This window comes from Aeromonas sp. FDAARGOS 1411 (genome assembly GCF_019047125.1).
In the GTDB taxonomy this organism is placed as follows: Bacteria; Pseudomonadota; Gammaproteobacteria; order Enterobacterales; family Aeromonadaceae; genus Aeromonas; species Aeromonas veronii.
In genome coordinates, this window is the sequence record NZ_CP077214.1 from 633,851 (window position 1) to 654,163 (window position 20,313).

At 61.1% G+C, this 20,313-nt stretch carries 20 protein-coding genes; 4 read left to right on the forward strand and 16 right to left on the reverse strand.

The window, feature by feature from the left end; all coding sequences use genetic code 11:
* Positions 1-62 precede the first annotated feature (62 nt).
* From I6L41_RS02810 to I6L41_RS02855, 10 genes are all read right to left on the reverse strand, one after another.
* The gene (locus tag I6L41_RS02810) at positions 63-620 is read right to left on the reverse strand and encodes a HutD family protein (RefSeq protein ID WP_204483094.1); all 558 of its coding nucleotides are present in this window, start codon (positions 618-620) and stop codon (positions 63-65) included.
* An 85-nt stretch (positions 621-705) separates the two neighbouring features.
* Complete coding sequence (locus tag I6L41_RS02815; protein ID WP_204483096.1) at positions 706-1,365, reverse strand: YceH family protein; 660 nt, start codon at positions 1,363-1,365, stop codon at positions 706-708.
* Between the two features lie 139 nt (positions 1,366-1,504).
* Positions 1,505-3,643 (reverse strand): GGDEF domain-containing protein, encoded by a 2,139-nt coding sequence (locus I6L41_RS02820; protein WP_216961859.1) that lies wholly within the window; start codon positions 3,641-3,643, stop codon positions 1,505-1,507.
* Positions 3,640-4,833, reverse strand: a complete 1,194-nt coding sequence (locus tag I6L41_RS02825; protein ID WP_216950473.1) for an extracellular solute-binding protein — start codon at positions 4,831-4,833, stop codon at positions 3,640-3,642. Before I6L41_RS02825 ends, I6L41_RS02820 begins: the two co-directional genes overlap by 4 nt.
* 162 nt (positions 4,834-4,995) lie before the next feature.
* Complete coding sequence (locus I6L41_RS02830) at positions 4,996-5,211, reverse strand: YdcH family protein (RefSeq protein ID WP_005337763.1); 216 nt, start codon at positions 5,209-5,211, stop codon at positions 4,996-4,998.
* A gap of 275 nt (positions 5,212-5,486) precedes the next feature.
* Positions 5,487-6,098: a hypothetical protein gene (locus tag I6L41_RS02835; protein ID WP_005361671.1), complete on the reverse strand. Its 612-nt coding sequence runs from the start codon at positions 6,096-6,098 to the stop codon at positions 5,487-5,489.
* Entirely contained in the window at positions 6,095-7,456 is a 1,362-nt protein-coding gene (locus tag I6L41_RS02840; protein ID WP_013723595.1) for an MATE family efflux transporter, read from the reverse strand. The genes I6L41_RS02835 and I6L41_RS02840 overlap by 4 nt, the downstream gene beginning before the upstream one ends.
* A gap of 121 nt (positions 7,457-7,577) precedes the next feature.
* Entirely contained in the window at positions 7,578-9,401 is a 1,824-nt protein-coding gene (locus I6L41_RS02845; protein WP_204483110.1) for a SulP family inorganic anion transporter, read from the reverse strand.
* A gap of 71 nt (positions 9,402-9,472) precedes the next feature.
* On the reverse strand, positions 9,473-10,063 hold the full coding sequence (locus I6L41_RS02850) for a nucleotidyltransferase family protein (protein WP_216961864.1): 591 nt from the start codon (positions 10,061-10,063) through the stop codon (positions 9,473-9,475).
* On the reverse strand, positions 10,050-10,310 hold the full coding sequence (locus I6L41_RS02855; protein ID WP_005337747.1) for a GNAT family N-acetyltransferase: 261 nt from the start codon (positions 10,308-10,310) through the stop codon (positions 10,050-10,052). Before I6L41_RS02855 ends, I6L41_RS02850 begins: the two co-directional genes overlap by 14 nt.
* Before the next feature lie 194 nt (positions 10,311-10,504).
* On the opposite strand from I6L41_RS02855, the gene I6L41_RS02860 reads away from it, so the two are divergent.
* Positions 10,505-10,810, forward strand: coding sequence for a hypothetical protein (locus tag I6L41_RS02860; protein ID WP_129503659.1), 306 nt, complete (start codon positions 10,505-10,507; stop codon positions 10,808-10,810).
* A gap of 3 nt (positions 10,811-10,813) precedes the next feature.
* On the opposite strand, the gene I6L41_RS02865 is transcribed toward I6L41_RS02860, so the two are convergent.
* The 4 genes from I6L41_RS02865 to I6L41_RS02880 are packed head-to-tail and all read right to left on the reverse strand — an operon-like array spanning position 10,814 to position 14,593.
* Positions 10,814-11,998, reverse strand: a complete 1,185-nt coding sequence (locus tag I6L41_RS02865; protein WP_216961867.1) for an iron-containing alcohol dehydrogenase — start codon at positions 11,996-11,998, stop codon at positions 10,814-10,816.
* Between the two features lie 18 nt (positions 11,999-12,016).
* Positions 12,017-12,535: a hypothetical protein gene (locus tag I6L41_RS02870; RefSeq protein WP_040094758.1), complete on the reverse strand. Its 519-nt coding sequence runs from the start codon at positions 12,533-12,535 to the stop codon at positions 12,017-12,019.
* On the reverse strand, positions 12,516-13,136 hold the full coding sequence (locus I6L41_RS02875) for a TetR/AcrR family transcriptional regulator (RefSeq protein WP_064337669.1): 621 nt from the start codon (positions 13,134-13,136) through the stop codon (positions 12,516-12,518). The genes I6L41_RS02870 and I6L41_RS02875 overlap by 20 nt, the downstream gene beginning before the upstream one ends.
* 11 nt (positions 13,137-13,147) lie before the next feature.
* Positions 13,148-14,593, reverse strand: a complete 1,446-nt coding sequence (locus I6L41_RS02880) for a coniferyl aldehyde dehydrogenase (RefSeq protein WP_216961871.1) — start codon at positions 14,591-14,593, stop codon at positions 13,148-13,150.
* 212 nt (positions 14,594-14,805) lie between these two features.
* On the opposite strand from I6L41_RS02880, the gene I6L41_RS02885 reads away from it, so the two are divergent.
* The 3 genes from I6L41_RS02885 (at position 14,806) to I6L41_RS02895 (ending at position 16,732) form a co-directional block, all read left to right on the forward strand.
* Positions 14,806-15,099, forward strand: a complete 294-nt coding sequence (locus I6L41_RS02885; protein WP_005337735.1) for a hypothetical protein — start codon at positions 14,806-14,808, stop codon at positions 15,097-15,099.
* 222 nt (positions 15,100-15,321) lie between these two features.
* Entirely contained in the window at positions 15,322-16,290 is a 969-nt protein-coding gene (locus tag I6L41_RS02890) for a nucleoside hydrolase (RefSeq protein ID WP_216961874.1), read from the forward strand.
* 106 nt (positions 16,291-16,396) lie between these two features.
* Positions 16,397-16,732, forward strand: coding sequence for a DUF3634 family protein (locus I6L41_RS02895; protein ID WP_005353195.1), 336 nt, complete (start codon positions 16,397-16,399; stop codon positions 16,730-16,732).
* Between the two features lie 89 nt (positions 16,733-16,821).
* Here the strand turns inward: I6L41_RS02895 and I6L41_RS02900 are convergent, their stop codons facing one another.
* On the reverse strand, positions 16,822-18,027 hold the full coding sequence (locus tag I6L41_RS02900; protein ID WP_216961877.1) for a cytochrome c: 1,206 nt from the start codon (positions 18,025-18,027) through the stop codon (positions 16,822-16,824).
* Positions 18,024-19,949 (reverse strand): FAD/NAD(P)-binding protein, encoded by a 1,926-nt coding sequence (locus I6L41_RS02905; protein ID WP_043821315.1) that lies wholly within the window; start codon positions 19,947-19,949, stop codon positions 18,024-18,026. Before I6L41_RS02905 ends, I6L41_RS02900 begins: the two co-directional genes overlap by 4 nt.
* Positions 19,950-20,313: the final 364 nt, after the last annotated feature.

The window sequence follows — 20,313 nt, forward strand, 5'->3', positions numbered from 1 at the left end:
CCGGCTTTTTCATCTCTGCTGTTTGTGTGGCGTGGCATGACTGCACACCGCCGACTTTTGCGTTATTTAGTCTGCAGGGTAAAGAAGGCGATGGCGGTCTTCTTCTGGCATTCGAAGTGAATGCTCTCTTCACCGGTCACCACCAGCGTCTCGTTGATGGCCACCTCTTTGCCCTGCACGGCCAGCTGGCCGCTCAGCAGGTGACAGAGGTAGGTCTTCTCTGGCTCGAGGGTAAGGGTCAGCGGGAAGGGGAGGTTCAGTACCCGCACGTTGGCGCTGATGCGATCCGGATGGTAGATAAGCCCCAGATCGGTCACCTCTTTTTTCAGCAACTCGCAGTGGGTCTCCTCATCGCCGCTAAAGTGCGCCGCCTCGAAGGTGGCGTAGGGGTGACCATTGAGCACAAAGCCTGCCCCGCTCACCGGCAGCAAAATGCGCTGATAGCCGGGAAAGGGGGAGAAGGGACCCGCGCTCTTGATGGGGGCCGAGCTCAGTCGATAGTTAAAGTCGAGTTTGGCAAGGCTGCTCCCCTTGGGGGAGATGAGGATCTGGCTGGTAGTGCCCTGCTGGTTTTTCCAGGGCATCTTCTGGTGGTCAGACTCTTTAATCAGGGTGATCACGGGCACTTCCTCACGATAAAAAAACGCAGGGAGCCGGGGACATCAGCCCCGGCTCCCTGATAGAGAGTGGCGATGGTAAAGGCGATCAGCCCTGACCATCCAGAACGGCCAGCCGTGCTTCCATGGCGGCGAGACGGCTCTTGAGCTCGTTTACCTCCTGCTCCAGCTCGCTCAGGCGGTCGGCGGCAGGGGAGGCATAGGCCGCGGCGGGAGCGGCATCCATCATCGCCTGAATATCCACTTCGCCGCTAAACAGGTGAGCGTAGCGGGATTCGCGCTTGCCCGGCTCGCGCTGCAGCTTGACCACGTAGGGGCCACGCTCGATAAGCTGGGTCAGCACCGCATCCACCTCGGTGACATCATCGAAGCTGCAGAGGCGGTTGGTGCGCGAGCGCAGCTCCCCCGGGGTTTGCGGGCCGCGCAGCAGCAGTTCGCAGACGATGCCGAGCTCCTGGGCACTGAATTTCAGCTCGCCAAATTCGGTGTTGCAGAATCTGTGCTGATAGCGGGGCACCCGGGCGTTGAAGCCGGCGGTGTTGACCACCAGCCGCTTGCGGATCAGCTCGTCCACCACGGCGCGGATATCGAGCTCGGAGAGCTCCAGCACCGGCTCGCGGTTGCTCTTCTGGTTGCAGGCGTTGACCAGTGCATTAAGGGAGAGGGGATATTGATCCGGGGTGCAGATCTCTTTTTCAATCAGACAGCCGATGACGCGGGCTTCCAGCGGGCCAAGTACTAACTCCATTTCCTACTCCCTTCCAAATCGAGACATCAAGAGCCCCTATCTTAGTCATGGTCCGCGCCGCGTCTAGCGTTGCGCGCCATTTTTGCGAGCTGATCAGGGCGTTGGCGAAAGGCTCGCCAACGCCAGAGGCCTCCACTTTTTATCGCTGCCCCTGATAGAAGCGCGCCTTATTGGCATACATGGCGTCGTCCGCCACCCGGCTCAGCTCCGCCAGGGGGGTCTGGTCGCTGCTGCTCCAGCCGATGGCAAAACGCAGCGGGAAGCTATGCTCCCCATGCTGCACGATGGCGTGCTGCTGGCTTGCCTCCAACCTGCCTGCCAGCAGCTGGCTGGCGAGGTGATCCGCCTCCGCCAGCAGCACGAACTCGTCGCCGCCGATGCGGAAAATCTTCTCATCCTGACGGCAGAGGGTGCGTAGCTGGTGAGCCATCTGGATCAGCAGGGCGTCGCCTGCCTCGTGCCCATACTGGTCATTGGTACGCTTGAGGCCGTTGAGATCGAGCATGAAGAGGGCGAGGTGACGCTCGGGATGGCGTGCCAGCACCGCCTGATAGTGATGGAAGGTCTCTTCGAACGCCTGCCGGTTGGGCAGCCCGGTGAGGTTGTCGGTGCGGGCGACCCGCGCCAGCTCGTCGGTGAAGAGGCGCCCCTCGATGCCCACCGCCAACTGCTTGGCAAACAGCCGCAAGATGGCCCTGTCTTCGGACTCCAGCCCTTCTGCGCTCACCATCAGATAACCAAACAGCACGCCGCTCTGGCTACCGGGCAGGGTCATGATCTTCCAGAGAGCGTCATCCCACTGGCATTCGGAGTGTTTGACCTCCTCATCCATCAGTTGAGCCAGTTTCTCCAGCAGGGCATCCCGCAAGGGGGCATCGACCCCCTGGATCAGGGAGTAGTGGGGCTGCCCGTCTCGGCGGATCACCAGTCCCCAGCGGTGGCCGGGATAGAGCTGCGAGAGCTGCAGCAGGGCAGAGCTGGCCAGCTCGGCAATATCGATATCCAGCTGCTGGTGCAGACCGAACTGCAACCAGGATTGCAGGATATGGCGGCTGCGCTCCTCCCGGCTCAGGGCCGAGCGCAGGGCGGTCGTTTGCGAGGCAACCTCTTGCTCCAGTTCGTCGTTGAAGCCGAGCAGCCGCTGGTTGAAGGCCTCTTTCTCGCTATTGGCCTGCTGCAGCTGTTCATTTTGTTGATAGAGCGCCCGCACCTGATCCGAGATGGTGCTGGCCATCTCCTGTAGCAACTGGCGCACCTCGTCGTACTCCACAAAGCGCAGCGGCGCCTGCCGTTGCTGGTAATTGCCCTTGCCATAGCTGCGCACCAGCGCGGCCAGCGAGCGCAGCGGTCGGGTGAGCCAGCGGGTGAGCCAGACGCAGCCGATGGCTACCAGCAGCAACATGACGGCGATGCTGACGGTCAGCAGCTGTTGGGATTTGTTGAGCTCGCTGACCCTGTCATTGCTGTAGCTGTAGAGGGTGATGGTGGGGGTGATCTCCTGCTCCAGCTGGGGCCAGCCAATGGCCAGGGGCTGCGCCATCTTGCTTGGCTCCCTGTCATCCATGGCGTTGGCGCTCTGGTGAGCCCCTTCGTAAAGACGGTTCTCGCCCTGGGAGATCACCAGATATTCGCTTCCCTTGAGATAGGGTTCCAGCAACTGGGCCATCTGCCGCCAGGGGAGGATGGCCATCACGAAGCCGGAAGGAGCCTGCATCACCCCTGCGCGCTGGTGGTTGCGATAGATGGGGGCTACCAGCGCCAGCCCGCCGCTGCGGTTTTGCTCCATGTCGTCGACCAGCACGGGATCATCGACGGGCAGCAGCAGATGCTTGCCCTGTTTTGCCTCGCGGGTCTTGCCCCAGGCCATCAACTGCGGCATCAGGTTGCTCGACTCGAGGTGGGAGGCCTGACCATTGATGTACTCCACCACCAACCCCTTGTCATCGATGAGGTAGGCCGAGGTGATCAGGCTGTTGGATTTGACAAAGGTGGCCAGCGCCAGCCGGGCATGGCTGGAGAAGAGAAAGTTGTCGAGGGCCTGATGGAGTACCCGATCCTGGCTGAGCTGATTGAGCTGGGTGCCGATCAGCTCGCTGCGAAAGCGGGCCTCGCGGGTCATGCTGGTGAGGGCCCGCTCCAGCTGTGACTGCTCGCTCTGGGCGATGATCTGGTGCTGGCGGATCAGCAGCACAGTGCTGGCCAGCAGGGCCGGCAGCAAGGCGACGGTGAACAGGATGATGATGAGGGTCGGGCCGAGCCGAAAGGTGCGATGTTTCATGGTGCTTTGACCTGCCGGTACTGCTGATCGGCCAGCTGCTGCATATAGCGGGCGGTGTCGGCGGCACTGATCCCCTCTTTAAAGCGCTCGAACCCTTTCTCCATCGCTTGCCAGGCGATGGACATGGCGCTGTCGGAGGGCATGGGGGTACTGAGGGTGAACTGTTCCAGCAGCACTTTTTCCTGAGGCGTGGGACGGAGGTTGATGGCGGTAAAAGCCTGCTGATTGACCGGCAGCAGCGCCCCCTGATGATAGATGAACTGCTGAATATCCTGACGCTGGATAAAGGCCATCAGTGCTTTGATGACGGGTTGCCGATCCTCATCATCCATCGCCCAGCGGGAGGCTCCCATCACGTAGGCGCCGCTCATGGAGTGCATGGGATGGCTTTGCCAGCGGGGCAGCAGGGCAACGCCCAGCTTATCCCCCATGTTCTTCACCAGATCGTTGAAGGCCCAGTCCCCATTGATGAGGTAGGCGCTCTTGCCCTCATTGAAGCGGGCGAGGGCGGTGTCATAGTCGCACTCGGGATCGACCCACTGTTCGCTGGCGACGGTGCGGTAGGCCTCCAGTGCCTGCACCATGGCAGGGCTGTCGAGGGTGATGTGCCCTTCGGTCACCGGCGAACCGCCAAAGGTGTGTAAAAAGGCGGCGAAGTAGTACATGTCGTGATAGGGCCAGCTGACGGGGTAGACCCCCTTGGCCTTGAGGGCCGGGGTGATAGCAGTCAGTTGCTGCCATTGGGTCACCGGAGTCGAGACCAGCGCCTTGTTGTAAAACAGCATCAGATGGTTGCCCTGCATCATGGGCATGCCCCAGCGTTGCCGATCCAGGGTGACATAACGCAGGGCGCTGGCCATCAGCGCGGGGGAAAACCACTCGGCCGGGAGGGGAGCGAGGGTCATCTGGCGATAGAGGCCGATAAAATCGGAAGGGATCAGCATCAAATCGGGCAGTCCCCTGGCCTGAGCTGCCAGCAGGAGATCCGCCTTGATCTTGCTCGGCTCAATTTGGGTGACCCGCACTCTGTGGTTCCCCTCCTGATTGAAGCGGGCGATCACTTCGTCGATCACGTAACCGGCTTGCTGGGAGTGCCACAGCTCCAGTTCAGGCTCCTGAGCCTGCAGGGGGTGGCTCAATGCAAACAGGCAAAGCAGCAAGAGATGATAAAAAGATCGTTTTCTGCTCATGTTATCATCACCATTATTCCCTGATTTCCAAGGGAAAAATGTAACAAACTACCGGCAAGATCGGTAGGCTAGAGTGTCAACTAATTGACTGAAAAAACAAAAAGCCCGGCGCGTGGGCCGGGCTGGGGGATAAATTGCTTATCCGCATATTCTTCGAGGCATCTATTGTGGATGTTGTTTGAGGATGTCGTATATCTCCTCTTTCAGTTTGAGTTTCTGTTTTTTCAGATCTCTCACCTCGGCGCTATAGTCGCTGGCGTGATGCTTTTCCAACTTTCTAATCTCCGCATCCAGGTCGTTGTGCAAGTCAAACTTCTTCTGGAAATGGACATCACTGCTCTTCAGTTTCGAGATGAGTTCTCTGTACTCTGGGAACATGTAATGGAGCCTCCTTGGTTTCGTTTGATTGTGCCTGTAAGACCAAAGCTACCCCTTAGTGCCGGGGATAAATGTGATCCTGATCGGATTTGGGGGCAATGATTTGGAGTATTCGGCGGGATATTTATAACTTGTTGAATCAAAACAAGATAAGTGATTTATCAATCTGAATGGTGAGCCAAACTGTGCGACAAGTCACAACAGGGGCTGTGTTGGCGTGAGGGTGCAGGATCAAAAAAGGGGCCGACTGGCCCCTTTTATGGATGCAGGCAACGTTACTCTTTCTCTTCGTCCGCCTGCTCTTTTTTCTTTTTCTTCTCGGGCAGCGGCTTGCCATCGCGGTGGATCACCTTGCCCGCTTCAAAGCCAATCTGGGCCGCCAGCTCCTCCAGATCCGCCGACTTGGCCTGATCCCCGATGGCGTAGCGATAGTTGGCGATGGAGAGCTTTTCGGCCACCGGCGTGCCCGGGACGATAGGCTCGCGCCAGCCCTGGCCGATGTGGGCCACCAGGGTGCCGTTCATCAGCAGCTCGCCGACGATCTCCTGGGTCGGATTGCCCTTGCCGTAGGTGAGACCCTGCGGGTGCTTCTTGCCGACCAGCGGCTCGTTGCTGGCGGGGATCAGCTTGGTGCGGATCAGCCACTTGGGCTTTTTGGTGTTGCCCACCGCCTTGCCGGTCTGGTACTCGTTGATCTTGATGGTCTTGATCATCTGGGCCATGAAGTCCTTGGTCAGCGCCTTCTGGGCGTCGCTGGTTTCATCGATGGCGATGGGGGCCACATACCAGGTCTGGGTGGCTTGAGCCTTGGGAGCGGCAGGGGCAGTTTGCGCCATGGCCAGGGGGCTGAGCAGGATGGCAGCCAGCAAGAGTCCTATCTTCTTCATTGTGATTCCGCTTTTGTTTCAACAAGAATTTTGTTTTGCCAGCGACGACTGCGCCAGCGCCAGAACATGGCCAGACCGCGCACCCACTCGTCGCAGGCCAGCGCCAGCCAGATACCGACCAGTCCATAACCCTGCATGATACCGAGGAAATAGGAGAGTGGCACGGCAATTCCCCACATGGAGAGCAACGCCATGTAGAGGGGGAAACGGGCATCCCCGGTGGCCCGCAGGGCGTTGATCACCACCAGATTGAAGGTGCGGCCGGGTTCGAGGATAAGGCTGATAAGAAACAGCTGCGCCACCTGGGTGATGATGTCGGCATCATCGGTAAAGAGGCTGATGATGGTGCGGCCATTGAGGGCCGCCGCCACGGCGATGACGCAGGTAACTGCCAACCCCAGCTTGAGGCTCTTGAGCAGCTGCTGATAGGCGCGATCGAACTGTCTGGCCCCCGCCAGATGACCGATGATGATCTCGTTGCCAAGGCCGATGGAGAGGCCAAACAGCAGGATAAACAGGCAGATCTGAAAGAAGTAGGACTGGGTTGCCAGCGCCTTGTCACCCAGCAGTCCGACAAAGGCTGTCACCACCATAAACTGCAGCATCCAGGAGAGGTTCTCTCCTGCCGCCGGCAGGCCGATATGGAGCACTTTGCCCAGCATCTCCCGGCTGGGGTGGACGATATCGCGCACCACCAGTCGAATGCCGGTCTTGCGGGCTACCAGCCACACCAGCAGCACCACGCCGATCAGGCGGCCCGCGACCGTGCTGATGGCGACACCGGCGACGCCAAGCTGGGGCAGGCCGAACCAGCCGTAGAGCAGCAGCAGGTTGCCGACGAAGGTGATGAGGTTGACGATGAGGGTCACATACATCGCCTGACGGGTGTGGCCGTGAGCGCGCAGGGTCGCCGCCAGACAGAGGGCTGCGGCCTCCGGCAACAGGCAGAGACCGATGATCTGCAAGTAAAGCGTCCCGTCGCTCATCAGGTTGGCAGGCAGGTTCATCAGCGCCAGCATGGTGCTGGCCCCCGCCATCACGCCAATGGCCGCTACCAGACCGATCAGCAGGTTGAAGCCGATGGCGGTGTGGATCACCACCCGACTCTTCTCCCGATCGCCGGCCCCCAGATACTGGGTGATCACCACGCTGGTACCGATACTGACGAAGCTGAACAATGTGATGGCGAGATCGAACACCTGATTGCCGACCGCCAGCGCGGCCACTCCCTGATAGGAGACGTGACCCACCATGAAGGTGTTGAGGGCACCGGTCAGAAAGTGCAGGGCGAGATCGATAAAGAGCGGCCAGGTCAGCGCAAAGAGCGTGCCCGGGCCTGCATGGGATTGAGATTGCATGGCATGTCCAACAGCTGGGAGGGCACGGGGGAGTGCCCTCTGGGGGCGCATTTAACACCAAGGCCAAGGCCGGTGCAATCCTTGTGCAGGATTGCACCGGCCAGGGGAGCAGGCCAAGGTATCAGGCAGGCGTGGCGCCCGCCTCCTGTTCGCTTGGCAGGGTGAGGCGAGCTGAGTCGGGCAGGGCATCATCTTGCGGCCAATTCGAGCGGATGGCATCAGTGGTGCTCTCCACCACCGCATCATCCTTGAACACCGGCTCGCGATAGCAGCGGGTCAGGCGCAGCGCCTGATACATGTCGGGGCAGAGGATGATCCCTTCATCGCCCACCCGCACGCCCGCCTGCTTTAGCCAGTGGGTCATCTGGCCGTGGCGACCCGCCATCACCATATGGATGCCACGCCGTTTCAGCTCCTTGTGCAGCTCTCCCACCATGCTCATCACGCTGATGTCCTGATGGGTGAAGCAGGCGACCGCATCGATCACCAGACACTTGGGGGCTCGGGGATCCTGCACCAGCAGGGCCAGCACCCGCCGCTTGAAATAGGGGGCATTGAAGTAGGTGAGCGGCGAGTTGAAGCGATAGACCAGAATACCCGGGATCGCCTTGGCCTGCTCGTTGTCTCCCAGGGTGCGCACCACCCCCTCGTCATCCATGCCGAGCAGTTGATCGGTGGGACGCATCACATTACGCAGGAACTGGAACAGCCCCAGCAACACGGCGAGGGTGATCCCGGGGATCACTCCCATGGTGAGCACGCTGATAAAGGTGATCAGCGCCAGCCAGAAGGCGGAGCGATCGGAGTTACGCAGCGCCCAGAGACCGCGAAAATCGGTGAGCGACAGGGAGGCCATCACCAGCACCACCCCGAGGGCGGCGGTGGGAATATATTTGAGCGGCGCCGTCAGATAGAAGGTGATGAGGGCGATCACCGCCGCGGCGATGATGGAGACCAGCTGGCTCTTGCCGCCGTTGGCGTCGTTGACCGCGGTGCGCGAATCCGCCCCGCTGATGGCAAAACCCTGGGAGACCGCGGAGGCGAGGTTCGCCATACCGAGGGCCCGAAACTCCTTGTCTGCGTCGATTTCGTAACCGTTTTTGGCGGCAAAGCTGCGGGCGGTCAGCATCATGGAGACGAAGCTCACCATGGCCAGGTTAAGGGCAGGCAGCACCAGCTCCCGCATCAGACCGGGGGGAAATTCCGGCATCTGGAACGCGGGCAGGCCGGAGCCCACCGTCCCCAGGGTGGCGATATCAAACTGGCCGAGATTAAAGCCCCACACCAGCGCAGCGGTCACCACCATGGCCACCATGGAGGAGGGCCATGCCGGTTTGTAGCGCTTGGCCAGCAGCAAGGTGAGCAGGGCTACCAGACTCATGGCCAGGGTCGGCAGATGGGTCTGGGTGATATAGGTGGCCCCGCTGGCGATCCGCTCGATGAGGTAACGTTCGCTGAAGGTGAAGCCGAAGATCTTGGAGAGCTGGCCCACCATGATGGTGATGGCCACACCATTGAGCAGCCCCATCAGGATCGGGCGGGAGAGAAAGTCCGCCAGCACTCCCAGCTTGAAGCGGCTGGCAATCAGGCACCAGAAGCCGGTCATGGCGGTCATGGTCATCACCAGTTGCCAGTGACGGGTGGGGTCGCCTGCGGCTAGCGGTGTCACCACGGCGGCGATGACCGCACAGGTGGCGGCATCGGGGCCGACAATCAGCTGGCGGGAGGTGCCAAACAGGGCGTAGACCAGCATGGGCAGGATGCAGGAGTAGAGACCGACGATGGCGCCCACTCCGGCGAGTTCTGCATAGGCAATGGCGACGGGCAGCGCCACGGCCGCCACCGAGAGTCCGGCGCGAAGATCTGGCATCAACCAGGCGCGCTGGTAATGCAGCAGGGCGGCGAGGCCCGGTAGCCAGCGTTCGAGAGAGAAGAAATCGCGCATTATTTAACCCATTGAGTTACAACCAGCTTTTCCCCTAGTGTGCCCAAGGTTATCGAAAGATTGCAATCAGGTTATGGCCAGTTTACCTGAAGGTCAGGCCAGATAGCCTGCCAGCGTTTCTCCTTGATGCGCTGGGTAAAAATCTGTTTGTCTTGGCGACATCTGGGGTTGGCACTCACTTGCAGCGACCAGTTAATGGCAAAGCCGTAGGGGGCGAGCCACTCGAACTCGCCATCCTGATTCAGGCGCACGCCGATGCAGGTGGGCACTTCGACCCAGTGGCTGAGCGCCTCAAGGCTGCTGGCAAACGGCGTTACCAGCTGACGAGTGTGCATGCGGGCCTGATTGCGCACTTCCCACTGCTGATCCGGCAGCCGCTTTGCCAGCCAGGCTTCATGCGCCGTCTCGGCCAGCCCTTGCGGATCGCTTTTATCGAGATAGATAAGGTCGATGTCGTTGAGCGGGGTGGGCACCGCCTTGTGGTGAAGGTGATCCCAGATGAGGTTGCGGATAAAACCGGCCCCCAGCGCCCAGTCGGGCAGATTGAGCTCGGCCGCGGCTTGCAGGCAGGCCATCCGCTGCGGATCGGCCTGCAGCAGGGCTTCTGTTTTGGCTTGGAATTGCTGTTCGAGGACGGTGTTCAGAGGTTCAGTTGTTGGCATTGCGGCGTAACCAGACATCAATGTAGCGGCAGCTCGGCACTATAGTGAGCCCCTCCGCCTGAGTCCAGTTGAAGAAGGCGCGCGCCAGCTGATCAGCAATCCCCTGTACTCGCAGCTCGGGCGGCACGAAGGTGCTGTAGGCGTCGATGGTCTTGGCATCGAGCCGCCGGTAGCGCAGTCTCGACTCTTTCCCCTCCACCATACAGATGAACTGCTGCTGGTTGGCCTGATGGATGATGTCGCTCATGGTGGGCACCTCTGGCATAAAGTTGGGTCTCTCGGCACAACATAACTGTTAGCCAAGGTATAGAACAGATAGTGGATGATGTATCGATTGTTATCAGGATTATTGAGCCAGCTCTTGCTCTCTGGCTTTTATCTTGGCACGAATCGATGTGGCAATAATCAGCAAGTTCGGAAGAGGTAAAAATGGACACGGTAATGTTGAAAGTTACCCGGAAGGTGTTGGCTCAAAGTCAGAACAGCCCGGATCAGCGGCAGATTGCGATTTCTGATGCATCTAACCCTGAACTCAAGGCTCAGTTTGAAACGGCAGGTAAAAATAGAAAAATTCGGCTGTTGTTGGCCAAGAGAATCTCATTGTGGATGGGAGATACGGGGGCTATTTGGTATAGCCACAATCGCGCGAGCAAAAAGAACCAAGAGGATTTTGATCAACTCTTTTCATTGTTGGCGCACCATCCTGATGCGCCATTCCAGTTTATTTGTGAGGTTGCGGCCGATTAGCCACTAGGCCCATGCTCGCTCCAGCAGGGTGAGTAACTGCTCACGGTCGGCATCTTTGCGATTGAACAGCAGGGCACCGTCGTTGATCGCCAGATCGCGGATCTCGGTCAGTAGCGAGCGATCGCTTACCCCTGCCTCGCTCATGGTGCGCGGCAGCTTGACCGCTTGCCACAAGGTGTCGCGCAGGGTGCGAATGGCTGTGATGGTCGCCTCCGCCCGCTGATGGGCCGGGGTGGCAGCAAAGCGCTCTGCCCCCACCAGCGGCAACAGCAGCCGGGCCAACTCGCTATCCACCTCGGGGCGGTTGTAGTCGAGCACGGTCGGCAAAAAGAGGTTCATGCACAGCCCGTGTGGCAGATGGCAGCGGGCTCCCAGACTGTGGCCGAGGGCGTGCACCAGCCCCACCATGGAGTTGGAAAAAGCCATGCCAGCCAGCGTGGAGCCTTCCGCCAGTTGCAGCCGCAGCTGTTTGTTTTGCGGGTCGTGGATGATTTGCGGCAGGGCGCTGGCGATCTTCTCCACCGCCATCAGGGCCAGCGCATCGCTCACTGGGTTTTTCGCTGTGCCGATAAAGGCCTCGATGGCGTGGGTCATGGCGTCCATGGCGGTAGCGGCGGTGATATTGAGGGGCAGTCCCTGGGTCAGGCGCGGGTCGAGCACCGCCAGCTGGGGCAGCAGGAAGGGGGAGGTGAAGGGCACCTTGCGCCCGCTCGCCTCATCCTTTATCACCGCCACCAGCGTCACTTCTGAGCCTGTGCCCGCCGTGGTGGGCACCACCGCCAGCGGCTTGAGGGGACGGGTAAGGCAACCGGCGCCCGAGTAGTCGAGCAGATGATCCCCCCCCATGGAAGTGAGAATGTTGACTGCCTTGGCGGTGTCGATGACCGAGCCGCCCCCCAGCGCCACCAGACTGTCGCAGTCGAGCTCGCGATAGCGTTTGGCGATCCGCTCCACCACGGCGGTGGAAGAGTCGGCCGGGATCTCGTCCCAGATGGCGGCGACCGGCAGCTCCCCCTCGGCCAGCACATTGGCCAGCAGGGTGGCAAGGCCGGTGGCATTGACCCCCTTGTCGGTCAGCAGCAGCGGGCGACAGGCACCCAGACTGGCCAGCTCGCTGGCCAGCTGCTCCAGCGCCTGTTCACCGGCCAGCAGTTTGACCGGGCAGAAGAAATCGTAATAGCGGCTCATTTCAAGGCTCCTTGCGCGTTAGCCGGTCACCAGACCCAGATAGATGTTGCAGGCCCGGCCGATCTTGTTGGTCGGGGCGGGATAGTGGCGCAGCAGCGGCCGCGCGATAAAGGCGGGCAGGATCAGGGACTGCAACTGCTCAAGCCCCCGCACCAGATGCATGGCAACGGTCAGGTCTCCCTCCACCAGCAGCCGGTTTTCGCCAAATGCCTGATTGACCCCGAGCCGAAAACTCAGGGCGCGAAAGGCGATATTGGGGTGTTTGAAGCGTACCCGCAGCGGATGGATGGTGGCATGAGGAGCGGCTGGCGCACCGGGATACCAGCGCCCACCCTGCTTGTGCATGTTCATGGCGTAGCCGATGCCGCCCACTTCGAGGCGAATAGCCAGCCCGTCCGGCAACGGCGCCAATTCGCGGCGTACCGCCTCATCGGTGCGGGCGGCGCGGCAGAGGGTACGACCCACCACCCAGAGCAGAGTGGTGATCCAGAGGCGGCGGCCAAGGGCGGCCGCAGGTTCAAACATCCGTGTTTGCATGGGGATTGGCTCCTGAGATGGCTGACCAGAAGAGGGCGAACGCACTGGCTTGCCAGTAGTCGTCCTCTCCCAGCTCCGGTTGATCGACAAACAGTGATGCGCAGGCGAGGAACTGGCCCTGACACACCTCCAGCAACAGTGGCGCGGGGGCCTGCATCAGCTCGCCGCTGGCCTGCCCCTTTGCCAGCAGGGCAGGCAGAAAGCGCAGGGCATCGTTCAGGATCTGGCTGCGAGCCGGTCTGGCCAGCAGCGGGGAGTGAAAGAAGCCGAGCACAAATTTGAGCTCATTGGGGTTAGCCTGCATCCACTCCATCGCCAGCTGCCAGTAGTGGCGGGTCTGGTCGTACAGCGGCAGGGTGGGGTCTGCTTCATGGATGGCGCTCCCCATCCGGGTTTTCACATCCTGATAGAGGGCGAGGATCAGCGCCTCCTTGCTCGGAAAGTGGTGGAACAGAGTACCGTTGGCCACCCCGGCCGCTTTGGCGATACGGGCGGTGGCGGCCCCCTGCAGGCCATCTTCGGCGCAGAGGGCGAGGGCGGCATCCAGGATCTGGCGGCGCTTGTCGGTCATGTTTTGTGGCTGCGGGATAGCCTGGTTCATGGTCATCTCCATCAGCGCAGGAAGAAGGCCATCATCAGCTTCTGGATCCAGCTGTGGTAGGGGGGATGGATCAGGGAGCCGGTGGTGAACTTGCCGCGGGTCAGCACGGTTTTTGCCTTGGAGAAGGTGAGGAACCCCTCGTGGCCGTGGTAGTGGCCCATGCCGGAGGCGCCGATGCCGCCAAACGGCACATCGTCGGCCGCCACCTGAAACAGGCTCTCGTTGATCGCCATGCCGCCGGAGTGGGTCTCCCGGGTCACTCGCGCCTGCAGCTCGGGGTCGAAGCTCATCAGATAGAGGGCCAGCGGGCGGGGCCGCTCAGCAACATAGGCGAGCGCCTCCTCCAGAGTGTCGTAGGGGATAAGCGGTAGCAGCGGCCCGAAGATCTCCTGCTGCATCACCTGACACTGACTTGGTACCCCGGTCAGCAGGTGGGGCACCAGCAGGCGGCGCTGGTCGTCGCGGGCCGGGCTGCCACAGGGGTGGAGCTGGGCACCCGCCTGCTCGGCTTCATCCAGCCAGCTGACGAGACGTTGATACTGGCGGTCGTTGATGATGGCGCCGTAGTCGGCACTATTGAGCCCCTGCGGGTAGAGCTTGCTGAAGTGGCGGCGATAGGCGGCGATAAAGTTATCCACCTCGCTGCGGGGCAGCAGCACATAGTCGGGGGCGACGCAGATTTGTCCGGCGTTGAGGCTCTTGCCGAAGATCATCCGCTCGACCGCGGTGGCGACCGGCATGTCGGGGGCGATGAGACAGGGGCTCTTGCCACCCAGCTCAAGGGTGAGGGGGGTGAGCTGGGGCGCGGCGGCGGCCATCACCAGCTTGCCTACCATGGTGGAGCCGGTAAAGAGCAGGTGATCGAACGGCAGTGAGCTGAACGCCGCCGCCATCTGGGCATCTCCCTCGATGATGGCGATCTCGTTTTCGTCAAACACGCTGGTGAGCATGGTGCGCAGCACGGCATTGGTATGAGGGGTGAACTCGGAGAGTTTCAGCATCGCCCGGTTGCCCGCCGCGATGGCGGTGATGAGGGGGCCGAGGCTCAGCATCACCGGAAAGTTCCACGGCACGATAATGCCGACCACCCCGAGCGGCTGGAAGTGCACCTCTACTTTGGCGGGGGCCAGCAGCAGGCCGGTGTGGCGGCGGTGGGGCTGCATCCAGCGCTTGAGCCGCTTCTGGGTGTAGTTGATCTGCATGATGCAGGGCAGCACATCGGCGATCAGGCTGTCATAGTGGCTGCGCTGGCCATAATCTGCTGCCAGCGCCTTGCACAGCTGCCCCTTGTGGGCGAGCAACGCCTGCTTGAGTTTGGTCAGCTGCGCCCGGCGCTCGGCCAGGGTTGGCATGGGATGAGCCAGACTCGCCCGCTTGAGTCGTGCCAGCTGATCCGGCAGGGACATCTTGATGGCGAGGATATCCTCAGGAGTGTGTTGAAGCTGCGCCGCACCCATGTTGTTCTCCGCATGAAAAATGACCGACTGATTAGTCGGTCTAAATCTAGCTATTTGTTAGCGGAATGTAAAGCTGGCAAGCTGTCTGCCGTTCACCACGAGCCAGACGCAAGAGAGAACTGTGTGTCTCCCCACACTTTTGTGGTTTGCTCGTTGGTGACTTATCTAATAAGGGGTAGTTTTTGGCTATTAACCTACACGGAGAGAGCACTATGACCAGGGAACTGAACAGCTTGTTGGCCCGGCTTGAAGATGTGGTTGAGCGGATGCCGGATTGCTTCAACACCTACGAATTCGCCCAGAAGCTGGCACTGCAATATCAGCCGGAATTCTTTGCCGCGGGCCACTCTCTGGCCGAGCACGAGGGCAAAGTACTGCGGGTGTTGCACCAGAAGATCGCCGAGGCGCTGGCGGGTAGCGAGATGGTGATTGAAGGGGCGCTGCTCCCCTGTGTGACCCCCTGGGGAGAGAAATCCACCTCACCACGCTGGCACCGTAAACACTGAGGATCCGGTCAGGCAGATCACTGCCAGATAGCAGATAACGAACAACGATAAAGGGCGCGGCGCCGGCAACAGGGCCGCGCCGTTTTTTGTGAAGATTGTCGCCAGCAGCGCCCCCGCTGCCGGGAGCAAAGGCCCGCTCTGTGATCCCATGCCGGGATATGGGAGCGTCAGCCGGGTAGACTCCCCCTTTTGTCGCAGGGTTTGTCACCGTAGGAATTTCTCATGACCCATAAAATCATTCTGGATACCGATCCGGGTATCGACGATGCCATGGCTATCCTGTTTGCCGAGGCCCACCCCGCCATCGAGCTGCTCGCCATCACCACAGTTTTTGGTAACGCCACCATCGACAATGGCACCCGCAACGCCCTCTGGCTCAAGCAGAAGTACGGCATGAAGGCGGATGTGGCCAAAGGCGCTGCAGCCCCGCTGCTGCGCGAGCCGGTCGGCCCCACCACCATAGTCCACGGCCCGAGCGGCTTTGGCGACATGGAGGCGGGGGAGGTGACTATTGCTCCGGATCCTCGCCCCGCTTGGCAATATATTGTCGAGGCGGTGAAAGCCGCGCCGGGGGAGATCACCCTCGTCACTATCGGCCCGCTGACCAATCTGGCGCTGGCGCTACAGCAGGCGCCCGAGATTGTCTCGCTGGTGAAACAGGTGGTAGTGATGGGCGGCGCCTTTGGCGTCAACGGCCATCGTGGCAACGTGACCCCCTATGCCGAGGCCAATATTCACGATGATCCCGATGCCGCCGACCGGGTCTTTACCGCCGATTGGCCTGTGGTGATCATCGGGCTGGACGTGACCCAGCAGAGCTTCTTCAGCGGCGACTATCTCGATGCGCTGCGCGACGAGGCGGGGGAGCCGGGCCGCTTCCTGTGGGATGTCAGCCGCTTCTATCTGCGCTTCTACTCCGAGAAGCTGGGGCTCTCCGGTTGCCATGTCCACGACCCGTCCGCCATCGCCTATGTCATTGACCCGACCCTCTTTACCCTGCGGGAAGGGCCGGTACGGGTGATCACCAGCGGTCCGGCCATCGGCCACACCCTGCAAAAGTTCGATGGCAAGCGCCACTCCCACGATGACTGGGCAGCCTATCGCCCGCAGCAGGTCGGGGTGGCGGTGCGCGATAAAGCCTTGCTGGCGCTCTATCGCGAGACGCTGGTGGGCTGGGGCAAGGATTGCTGAGCTAAGAGGCGCTATTGCGCTGACGCGGGGGCTGTGATCGGCGCCAAACAATCGGAGCGCACGGCCGCTTATACTGCCTTATATCAAGAGCTTGGGAGGGATGAAGATGGCCTGGATTTCCTTGATAGTGGCGATAGCCCTGATCTGGTGGTTGATGAAGCTGGGGCGTGGTGCCCTGTTCGAAATCCGCCTTGCCCCCGGCAAGGTGGTGGTCAAGCAGGGCAAGGTGTCACCCGCCTTTATTGAGCATGCTAAACAGATCCTGCGCCACGACACGGTGCGCGGTCGCATTGTGGGGCAGCGCGATGGCGATGGCGTCAAGCTGATTTTCTCCCGATCCATCCCCGAGCCGGTGGCCCAGCGGTTTCGCAATATCTTCCCCTATGGCGATTACCGCCAGCCAACGGCGCCACTGCCGGGGCCAAAATCCCGCAAGGGATAAGTACCGGAACCTGGTTCATCAATAGCAAACGGGCCTCCAGTGGAGGCCCGTTTTCTTATGACACTTGGTCAAGAGAGAGCTGACCGCCCTTACTCCTTGCCGTGCAGCTCGCGCTGGGCCTTGACCGCCGCCGCCTTGACGGCGGTGCCTTCATTGCCCCAGGAGGCGCGCAGGGTGTTGACCAGCTCGGCGAGCCGCTCGTCATCCATGGTCCAGCCATAACCCGGCATGTGGTAACCCAGATGGCCGTGGGTGACCGGTGTTTCGGCGCCGTGCAGCAGCACATTGATCAGGCTCGACGGATCGCTCGCCAGCACGGTGCGGTTGTTCACCAGCGAGGGGATGACGTGGTCATTGCCCCGGCCGTTGACCCCGTGACAGGTGGAGCAGTACATGGCGTAGTCCGCCTTGCCGCTGGCACTGGCGTAGGCGCGGGCCCCTTTCTCCGCCACCGGTTCATCTTTCAGATCGGTCAGATAGGTGGCGATGCTGGCCAGATCGGCGTCGCTGAAATACTGGCTGCTGTGAGTGATCACTTCCCCCATGGGGCCCGCGACCGCTTCATGCTGGCTGCGGCCGGTTTTCAGCAGGTCGATCAGCGCCTGCTTGCTGTAACGGCTGCCGCGAATGTCGGGGGCATACCAGCCATCCAGCGCAGCACCGCTCAGGTAGACAGGATCCGCCTCGGTCAGCGCTTTCTCCTGCATGCCGAGCCCGCGCGGAGTGTGGCAGCTGCCGCAGTGGCCGGCACCCTGCACCAGATAGGCGCCGCGGTTCCACTCTTCGCTCTTGCCCGCCACCGGGGTGAAGCGGCTGTCATCGTGGTAGATCCAGTTCCAGCCCATCAGCGGCCAGCGCATGTTGAGGGGCCAGGGGATGTCGCTCTCCTTGTTGGCGATGGCCAGCGGCTGTACCTCCTTCATCAGGTAGTGATAGAGATCTTCGAGATCCTTATCGCTCATCTTGGCGTAGGCGGTGTAGGGCATGGCCGGATAGAGGCGATGCCCATCGCGGGCCACCCCTTCGCGCATCACCTTGATGAACTCCGGCAGGCTGTAGTTGCCGATACCGTGGGTCTTGTCGGGGGTGATGTTGGTGGCAAATACGGTGCCGATGGGGGTCGGGAACCCTTTGCCGCCCGCCAGCGGCTTGCTGGTTTCGCTGGTGTGACAGGCGGCGCAATCGCCGAGCTTGGCCACGTATTCCCCCGCCGACATGGCGGGGGCTGCGTGGGCGGCAAGGGCAGGCAGGGCCAGCAGCAGGGCGCTGGCGGTCAGTGACAGGGCGCGGCTCATTGGGCACCTCCCTTGCTCATGGCAACCAGCTCGTTGACGGCGCGCCACGCTTCGTCGATGGCGGCGTGGGCGTAGGGGCTCCAGCCTGCATCCGAGTTGGCGATGGTGATGTTGCCGATTGGCTGGCGACCCAGTTCAATCCATTTTTCGCACTGCGCTTCGTCATCAAACAGGGTGTTGGTGACATAGGAGTAACCGTGAGACCAGCGGTTGACCGTGATGGCGAGGATATCCTGCTCATGGTTGAAACCGGCGCTGCCCAGCATTCCCTGCAACTGCTCGCGGATCATCTGTTCATGCTGCTCGAACGGCATGCCGAGGATCATGGCGCGCCCCTTGCGGGACTGTTCACGGGCCGACAGACCGCTGCCCGGCAGGGTCGGCACATAGACCATGTGCAGGCACATCGGCTGATCCGGGCTCTTGGGATGCTCGTAGCCACCCATGCTGACCGGATAGTCGAGCTTGACCCGGCTGTAGGGGGCGGCAGGGGAGTAGACCTCGTGTACCCCCAGCTTGACGAAGGCTTGCCAGTTCTTGATCACCACCTTGGTGTAGACCAGCGGCGCCTTGGCGTTCTGGCGCAGCGCCTCCTTCTGGGGCTCCGGCATCTCGGGCACCATGTAGGGGATCATCATGTTGTAGCCAGCCATGATCGACTGCTTGGCACGCACCCGGTGCAGTTTCCCCTCCTTGATGTAGGTGACGTCCACCGCCAGCTTGCCGTCGGCGAGGCGCACGTTTTTGGCTTGCAACGCCGTGCTGCCAAGGCGCAGTTGCACCTTGTGCTCAGGCAGGTCGAGCTTGCTGTAGTCAAACTTGGCCAGCACCACATCCTGCATGGTGTGACCCGGCGCCACCTGCGGAATGAGCTTGCGCACCATCAGACGGGTGAGACCGGCGTTGCCATCGGGGAAGTGGAAGATGTAGGGATCGTCCAGTTCCGCCTGCTCCTCGGCATCCAGCGGCGTCAGATTGAGGCCGTCGAACCCCGGCAAGGCGCACAGACGCGCATCGGCGCAGGCGGTGGCGTCGATGCCGACCGCCTGGAAGTCGTTGGTGCGCTGCTGGAAGTAAGTGATCGCCCGCTCGCTGAGGCCCACTTTATCGCGCAGGAAGGTGGTGTAGCTGTTGCGAGTCACCCACTCATCCTGCTGCTCGCGGGTCATGCCGCTCAGGTAGTCGATCTTCGATTCGTGCAGGGCCAACAGGGCGGCCTTGTCGGCATCATCGAGGGGGAAGTCACCGATAAACTCTGCCAGCGGCCGGCCGTTCAGGCGATCGCGCGGGATGTCATCCGCCACGTTGTGGCCCGGATCCCCGTTCACTATCTTGTTGACGCCAAAGTGCTTCTCGTCGAAATAGACGCCGCGGCTCAGCCCCAGATCCGGATAGAAGGTCTGCTGGAAACCGGCGGCCAGCTCGTCGATGTTGACCTCCAGCGCCTTGAGCAGACCGAGCGCCACCGGGCTGTAGACCGAACGCGGTGATTGCAGGGACTCACTGCCGCCGTAACCCAGACGCAGGCCATCGGGGGTGGTGAACTCGTTGCGCTTGGCGTGGCCGCCAAAGTCGTCGTGGTTATCGAGTAGCAGGATCTTCTTATCCGCGCCGAGCAGTTGCTGATAGAAGCAGGCGGCGGCCAGACCGCTGATCCCGGCGCCGACGATCACCAGATCGTACTCCCCCTCAAGGGGAATATTGGCAAAATCATACTGCTTGCCGTCACGGGCGATGCTGTGGGCCGGTTCGAAAGAGCCCGGGTGGTTGCCGCGCAGGCCGGTGAGGGCGGGCGGGTAGGCCAGGGTTTTATCCGCCAGCGTGCTGCCGCCTTCGGCAGCCTTGAGCAGATTGATGGGAGCGACGCCTGCCGCAATGGTGATGGCAACGCCGTTGAGAAAATCTCTGCGTGTAATACTCATGGCTATCCCTGTGTTAGGAGAAGTAATGAATAAGTGGATTCATTATGGGAGGGAGACACAGATCCTGTTCAGGATTGGGCGCCGAATCTACCGCTATCCTCACGCTGAGTCCATACGATTGCTAATGGATTATTAAGCACCATTTTCCTGCTTGTGACGAGAGTGATGCGCTGATGGGGGTGATTTGCCCTGTTGCAGGGCAAATCATCTTCCGGATCGGTCGGTCAATGATTGCCGCCGCTGATTAGTTTGGGAGGCGTTCGGGCATCATTGTCGACTCGGGGTGATGATCGCGCTAAGCTCTTAACTACTTGTTTTATCGACTCTCTTTTTTATTCATAGGCATAAAGGCCACTCAGGAGGC

What these genes read in the sequence shown, in the direction of transcription:
- I6L41_RS02815 (WP_204483096.1), bottom strand. Translation starts at nt 1,365, where the DNA reads ATGGAGTTAGTACTTGGCCCGCTGGAAGCCCGCGTCATCGGCTGTCTG.
- I6L41_RS02820 (WP_216961859.1), bottom strand. Translation starts at nt 3,643, where the DNA reads ATGAAACATCGCACCTTTCGGCTCGGCCCGACCCTCATCATCATCCTG.
- I6L41_RS02825 (WP_216950473.1), bottom strand. Translation starts at nt 4,833, where the DNA reads ATGAGCAGAAAACGATCTTTTTATCATCTCTTGCTGCTTTGCCTGTTT.
- I6L41_RS02830 (WP_005337763.1), bottom strand. Translation starts at nt 5,211, where the DNA reads ATGTTCCCAGAGTACAGAGAACTCATCTCGAAACTGAAGAGCAGTGAT.
- I6L41_RS02835 (WP_005361671.1), bottom strand. Translation starts at nt 6,098, where the DNA reads ATGAAGAAGATAGGACTCTTGCTGGCTGCCATCCTGCTCAGCCCCCTG.
- I6L41_RS02840 (WP_013723595.1), bottom strand. Translation starts at nt 7,456, where the DNA reads ATGCAATCTCAATCCCATGCAGGCCCGGGCACGCTCTTTGCGCTGACC.
- I6L41_RS02845 (WP_204483110.1), bottom strand. Translation starts at nt 9,401, where the DNA reads ATGCGCGATTTCTTCTCTCTCGAACGCTGGCTACCGGGCCTCGCCGCC.
- I6L41_RS02850 (WP_216961864.1), bottom strand. Translation starts at nt 10,063, where the DNA reads ATGCCAACAACTGAACCTCTGAACACCGTCCTCGAACAGCAATTCCAA.
- I6L41_RS02855 (WP_005337747.1), bottom strand. Translation starts at nt 10,310, where the DNA reads ATGAGCGACATCATCCATCAGGCCAACCAGCAGCAGTTCATCTGTATG.
- I6L41_RS02860 (WP_129503659.1), top strand. Translation starts at nt 10,505, where the DNA reads ATGTTGAAAGTTACCCGGAAGGTGTTGGCTCAAAGTCAGAACAGCCCG.
- I6L41_RS02865 (WP_216961867.1), bottom strand. Translation starts at nt 11,998, where the DNA reads ATGAGCCGCTATTACGATTTCTTCTGCCCGGTCAAACTGCTGGCCGGT.
- I6L41_RS02870 (WP_040094758.1), bottom strand. Translation starts at nt 12,535, where the DNA reads ATGCAAACACGGATGTTTGAACCTGCGGCCGCCCTTGGCCGCCGCCTC.
- I6L41_RS02875 (WP_064337669.1), bottom strand. Translation starts at nt 13,136, where the DNA reads ATGAACCAGGCTATCCCGCAGCCACAAAACATGACCGACAAGCGCCGC.
- I6L41_RS02880 (WP_216961871.1), bottom strand. Translation starts at nt 14,593, where the DNA reads ATGGGTGCGGCGCAGCTTCAACACACTCCTGAGGATATCCTCGCCATC.
- I6L41_RS02885 (WP_005337735.1), top strand. Translation starts at nt 14,806, where the DNA reads ATGACCAGGGAACTGAACAGCTTGTTGGCCCGGCTTGAAGATGTGGTT.
- I6L41_RS02890 (WP_216961874.1), top strand. Translation starts at nt 15,322, where the DNA reads ATGACCCATAAAATCATTCTGGATACCGATCCGGGTATCGACGATGCC.
- I6L41_RS02895 (WP_005353195.1), top strand. Translation starts at nt 16,397, where the DNA reads ATGGCCTGGATTTCCTTGATAGTGGCGATAGCCCTGATCTGGTGGTTG.
- I6L41_RS02900 (WP_216961877.1), bottom strand. Translation starts at nt 18,027, where the DNA reads ATGAGCCGCGCCCTGTCACTGACCGCCAGCGCCCTGCTGCTGGCCCTG.
- I6L41_RS02905 (WP_043821315.1), bottom strand. Translation starts at nt 19,949, where the DNA reads ATGAGTATTACACGCAGAGATTTTCTCAACGGCGTTGCCATCACCATT.